The following is a 3,923-nucleotide window of genomic DNA, read 5'->3' as shown; positions in this document are numbered from 1 at the left end:
CCCGCCCCGGATAGGGGCTAACAGAAATAAGCAAGAAAATCCGACTTAAGCAGAACGACCACGCGAGCAGAAGGACTCAACGCTCTCCCCACACTCGCCGCGAGCAGCACCGCCCAAGCCCTAGCCCCACACTCGTCGCGAACAGCGCCCCCTCCTGACCCTAACCGCGCCCTAGCAAGGGCCCGTCACCCATCCAAATCGCGCCTCAACACCTTCTCCTGGCATCAAAACCCCACCACCCACATCCTCGCGCGCTGCATCGAGGTTCAAAAAATCGACGGTGTTGCTCACCGGCTCCACGCACAGCAAATCCGGATGCGCAGCCGGTGCATATAACACCATGTGGTCAAAAGGCGCGTCGGCAAAAAGGGTCACGCTGCGGCCCTCATCCGGCCAGTCAATGCTCGCCGTGCGCGACCAGCCCGCGAAATTACTGTCGAGATCGAACGCGTCCGCCGACATGCCGTCAGGCGCAGCAAGCGCATCGACAACGGGGTGAGGGCCAAGATGTGTCGGCAGAAGATCGGGCGTCGCATGCCACATCGCGCGGACCTTGGCCCGAATGCGCGTCGCCGGCGTGCGCGGATAGTAAGGATGGTGACCTATGCCAAACGGCATGGGCCGATCGGCCAGATTGCGTATCGATATCGTGACGGACAAGCCCTCCCCGTTCAGCTCAAAACGCTGCATCGCCTCGTACTTATACGGCCAGTGGTGCGCAGCTTCGTCGCCAGGCTCGTGGAGCAGATGCAACTCGACAGCATTCGGCGCTTGAGCGCCAACGCGCCACGCGCGCCGCCACGCATGGCCATGCAAAGCGTGATCGAACGCATTCCCGTCGCCCGATAGATCGACGAGCTGGCCATCGAACGCGAAACGCGCATCGCGGAGCCGGTTGCAATACGGCAGCAACGGAAAGCTGCCCATCGCGAGCGGATTCACCGCCGCGAGCGCGCCGGCGGTCGCAGGACGAAGCCAGTGCAGCGCATCACCCTCTTTCCCCAAATCGTAAAACGCCGCGATTGCGCCGCCCACGTGCGGCGCAATCAGTGCACGCCGCCGTCCCACGCGCAGTTCGATCAGCGCGGCATCGTTCAGCGAACCGCGAAAGGCATCGTCCTTTGGCGAGGCCGTACGGCTCTCGTCCGCGCCATTCCCGCTAGCGGCGCTCAATATGCGAACCGCCGATAGCTTTCATCAACACTACGCGGCATCTGGTCGACTTGTGAGCTATAGCGCAGGTGCGTACGCTCGTCATGGCGGGCCATCATCCTTCTCCTTTATTTGACATCTCGCCATCCGGCGCGGGCGGCGCGCAGGGATACTTTTCGGCTCAGCGGCCCCGCACGCGCCCCGAGAATCGCACGCGCAATAGCCGGTAGTCAATATTATTAGCAATAATACTTAGACGTTAAAATAGGGCGGCAAGCGTTACTGAGCAATGGTTTTGGAGTGTTGTTCGCGATAAATATTAGTGGTAACGTCGGCGGGACCTTGAGGCGCGTACGCAAAATGACAAAATCCACACAACGCCGTCCGACGATGACCGATATCGCCAAGCTCACCGGCGTATCGCAATCCACGGTTTCGCTTGTGCTGAACAACGCGACTGGCGCGAAATTCTCCGATGCCACTCGCAACAAGGTGCTGAAGGCGGCGCAGGATCTCGGCTACCGGATGACGGCGCGCGAGCCGCTCGACACCTTGGCCCCGGCGGAAGAAAAGAACTTGATCGTGTATCTGGCGGACGAGATCTCCACGAGTCCGCACCCGGTGGTGAGCATCGACGGCGCGCGCGACACGGCCTTCGCAAATGGCCGGATGCTGGCTGTCTACTCCACCCACGGTAACGCCGAGATCGAACAACAGGTGCTCGCGGCGACGCTGTCGAATCCGAACGTGCTCGGCGTGATCTACGCGACCGTGTACACGCGCAAAGTCACGCCCCCCGCCGCGCTGTCCAAAGTGCCGACGGTTCTGCTGAACTGCTACGCGCATGACTCTGAGTTCTCCTCCGTCGTGCCGGCCGAAGTGAACGGCGGCCACACCGCGACGGACTATTTGCTGCATGCGGGGCATAGGCGCATTGGTTATGTGAATGGCGAGCCGTGGCAAGACGCAGCGCGTGACCGGCTAAAGGGATACCGGATGGCGCTTTCTACTGCCGACCTGCCCTACGCCGCGGAACTCGTGCGCGAAGGCGACTGGAGCTCCGGCTCGGGCTTTGAACAAACGCTTTCACTGATGCGCGAACCCAATCCGCCGACCGCCATTTTCTGCGGCAATGACCTGATGGCGCTGGGTGCTATCGAAGCGTTGAAGCAGCTTGGCTTGCGCGTGCCGGAAGACGTATCGGTCCTCGGTTACGACGATCAGGAAATAGCGCGCCACACGCATCCGCCACTCTCCACGGTTGTGTTGCCGAACTACGAACTCGGGCGATGGGCGGTCGAAACGCTCTTGCAGGAAGAACACAACCGTGCCGCCGGCGCACCGGTGCGCCGACGTATCGTGAAGCTCGACGGGCCGCTGGTCGAACGCGCGTCAGTAAGGGTAATTACTCTGGCTGAACAACCCGTAATTAATAATATTAGTGATTGACTAGTAATAAAATGCGGTGGAATAATCAGCACATGTCGAATTTTTGAGATGGTTGACGAAGACCCGCTTGGCGATTTTCGACACGAAGTAGGTAGTATCCCTAATCATCAACAAAAAAAGTAGAACCATCCATACCGGAGGACGACATGCTGTCGCTTGAAAACGTCACAACACGCAAGACCCCGTTCCGCGTGCTTACCGCGTCGATGCTTGCTTTGTCATTGGCGGCCGCCTTTGGCGTCGCGCACGCCGACGACAGTCCCCTGCCGAAGCTTGCGGTCAAGAAGCCATTGCGCGTGGGATTTGCGCAGACTGAGAGCAACAATCCGTGGCGCCTTGCCGAAACGAAGAGCTTCAAGGATGTGGCAGCGAAGTGTGGATGGCAACTGGTTTTGACCGACGCGAACAGTTCAGCGTCGAAACAAGTCGCCGATATTCAAAGCATGATTGCGCAGCATGTCGACCTGATTGTGTTCCCGCCGCGTGAAGAGAAGCCGCTTGCGCCGGTCGTGTTGCAAGCGAAGAAGGCTGGCATTCCGGTGATTCTTGTCGATCGCGACGTCGATCAGTCCGTGGCTAAGGCGGGCACCGACTACATTACGTTCATTGGTTCGGATTTCATCAATCAGGGGCAGCGTGCCGCCGACTGGCTGGTCAAGGCGACGGGTGGGAAGGCGAAGATCATCGAACTGGAGGGATCGACTGGCGCGTCCGCTGCTAACGACCGCAAGAAGGGATTCGACGATGTGATCGCCAAGAATCCGGGCATGTCGATTATTGCGTCGCAGAGTGGCGATTTTGCCCGCGACAAGGGCCGCCAGGTGATGGAAACATTGTTGCAGGCGCATCCTGACGTGACGGCTGTGTATGCGCATAACGATGAAATGGCGCTGGGCGCGATTGCGGCGATCAAGGCGGCTGGCAAGCAACCGGGCAAGGACATTACGATTGTGACCATCGACGGTACGAAGGGCGGCATGGACGCGATTGCCGCTGGCGAACTTGGCGCGAGCGTGCAATCGAGCCCGTTCTTTGGGCCGCTGGCTTGCGATGTGGCGCAGAAATTCGCGAAGGGGGAAACGATCCCGCCGTGGGTGAAGGTGTCGGATCGGTTTTACGACAAGGGTAATGTCGCGGCGAGCATGCAATACGGGTATTAGTCGCCAGGGGCGGCTCCGTTTTTGGGGGTTCTGTTTGCGGCGAGTGTGGGGGTAGGGTTTGAGCGGTTCTGCTAGCGGCGAGTGTGAGGCGAAGGTGGAGTCCTCCTGCTCGCCGCAGCGGCTGGCATAAGTAGTATTTTCTTGCTTATTACTGTTAGCCCC

3 protein-coding genes are annotated in these 3,923 nt (G+C 59.8%); 2 read left to right on the top strand and 1 reads right to left on the bottom strand.

Annotation, left to right across the window (positions count from 1 at the left end; translation table 11 throughout):
• Nucleotides 1-171: 171 nt before the first annotated feature.
• Complete coding sequence (locus WCA53_RS22980; RefSeq protein WP_423915893.1) at nt 172-1,098, bottom strand: aldose 1-epimerase; 927 nt, start codon at nt 1,096-1,098, stop codon at nt 172-174.
• 414 nt (nt 1,099-1,512) lie between these two features.
• Here WCA53_RS22980 and WCA53_RS22975 point away from each other — a divergent pair, with 414 nt between their 5' ends.
• Together WCA53_RS22975 and WCA53_RS22970 are read left to right on the top strand one after the other, a co-directional pair.
• Nucleotides 1,513-2,601 carry a LacI family DNA-binding transcriptional regulator gene (locus tag WCA53_RS22975; protein WP_423915891.1) on the top strand — a complete coding sequence of 363 codons (1,089 nt, stop codon included), beginning with the start codon at nt 1,513-1,515 and terminating at the stop codon, nt 2,599-2,601.
• Nucleotides 2,602-2,747: 146 nt separating this feature from the next.
• Nucleotides 2,748-3,761 carry an ABC transporter substrate-binding protein gene (locus tag WCA53_RS22970; RefSeq protein ID WP_423915889.1) on the top strand — a complete coding sequence of 338 codons (1,014 nt, stop codon included), beginning with the start codon at nt 2,748-2,750 and terminating at the stop codon, nt 3,759-3,761.
• Nucleotides 3,762-3,923: the final 162 nt, after the last annotated feature.

The organism is Caballeronia sp. (assembly GCF_049581465.1).
In the GTDB taxonomy this organism is placed as follows: Bacteria; Pseudomonadota; Gammaproteobacteria; order Burkholderiales; family Burkholderiaceae; genus Caballeronia.
Note: the sequence above shows the minus strand (reverse complement) of the source record. Positions and strands in the feature narration are given on the sequence as shown.

Coding starts and splice junctions, on each gene's coding strand:
- WCA53_RS22970 (WP_423915889.1), top strand. CDS start 2,748: ATGCTGTCGCTTGAAAACGTCACAACACGCAAGACCCCGTTCCGCGTG.
- WCA53_RS22975 (WP_423915891.1), top strand. CDS start 1,513: ATGACAAAATCCACACAACGCCGTCCGACGATGACCGATATCGCCAAG.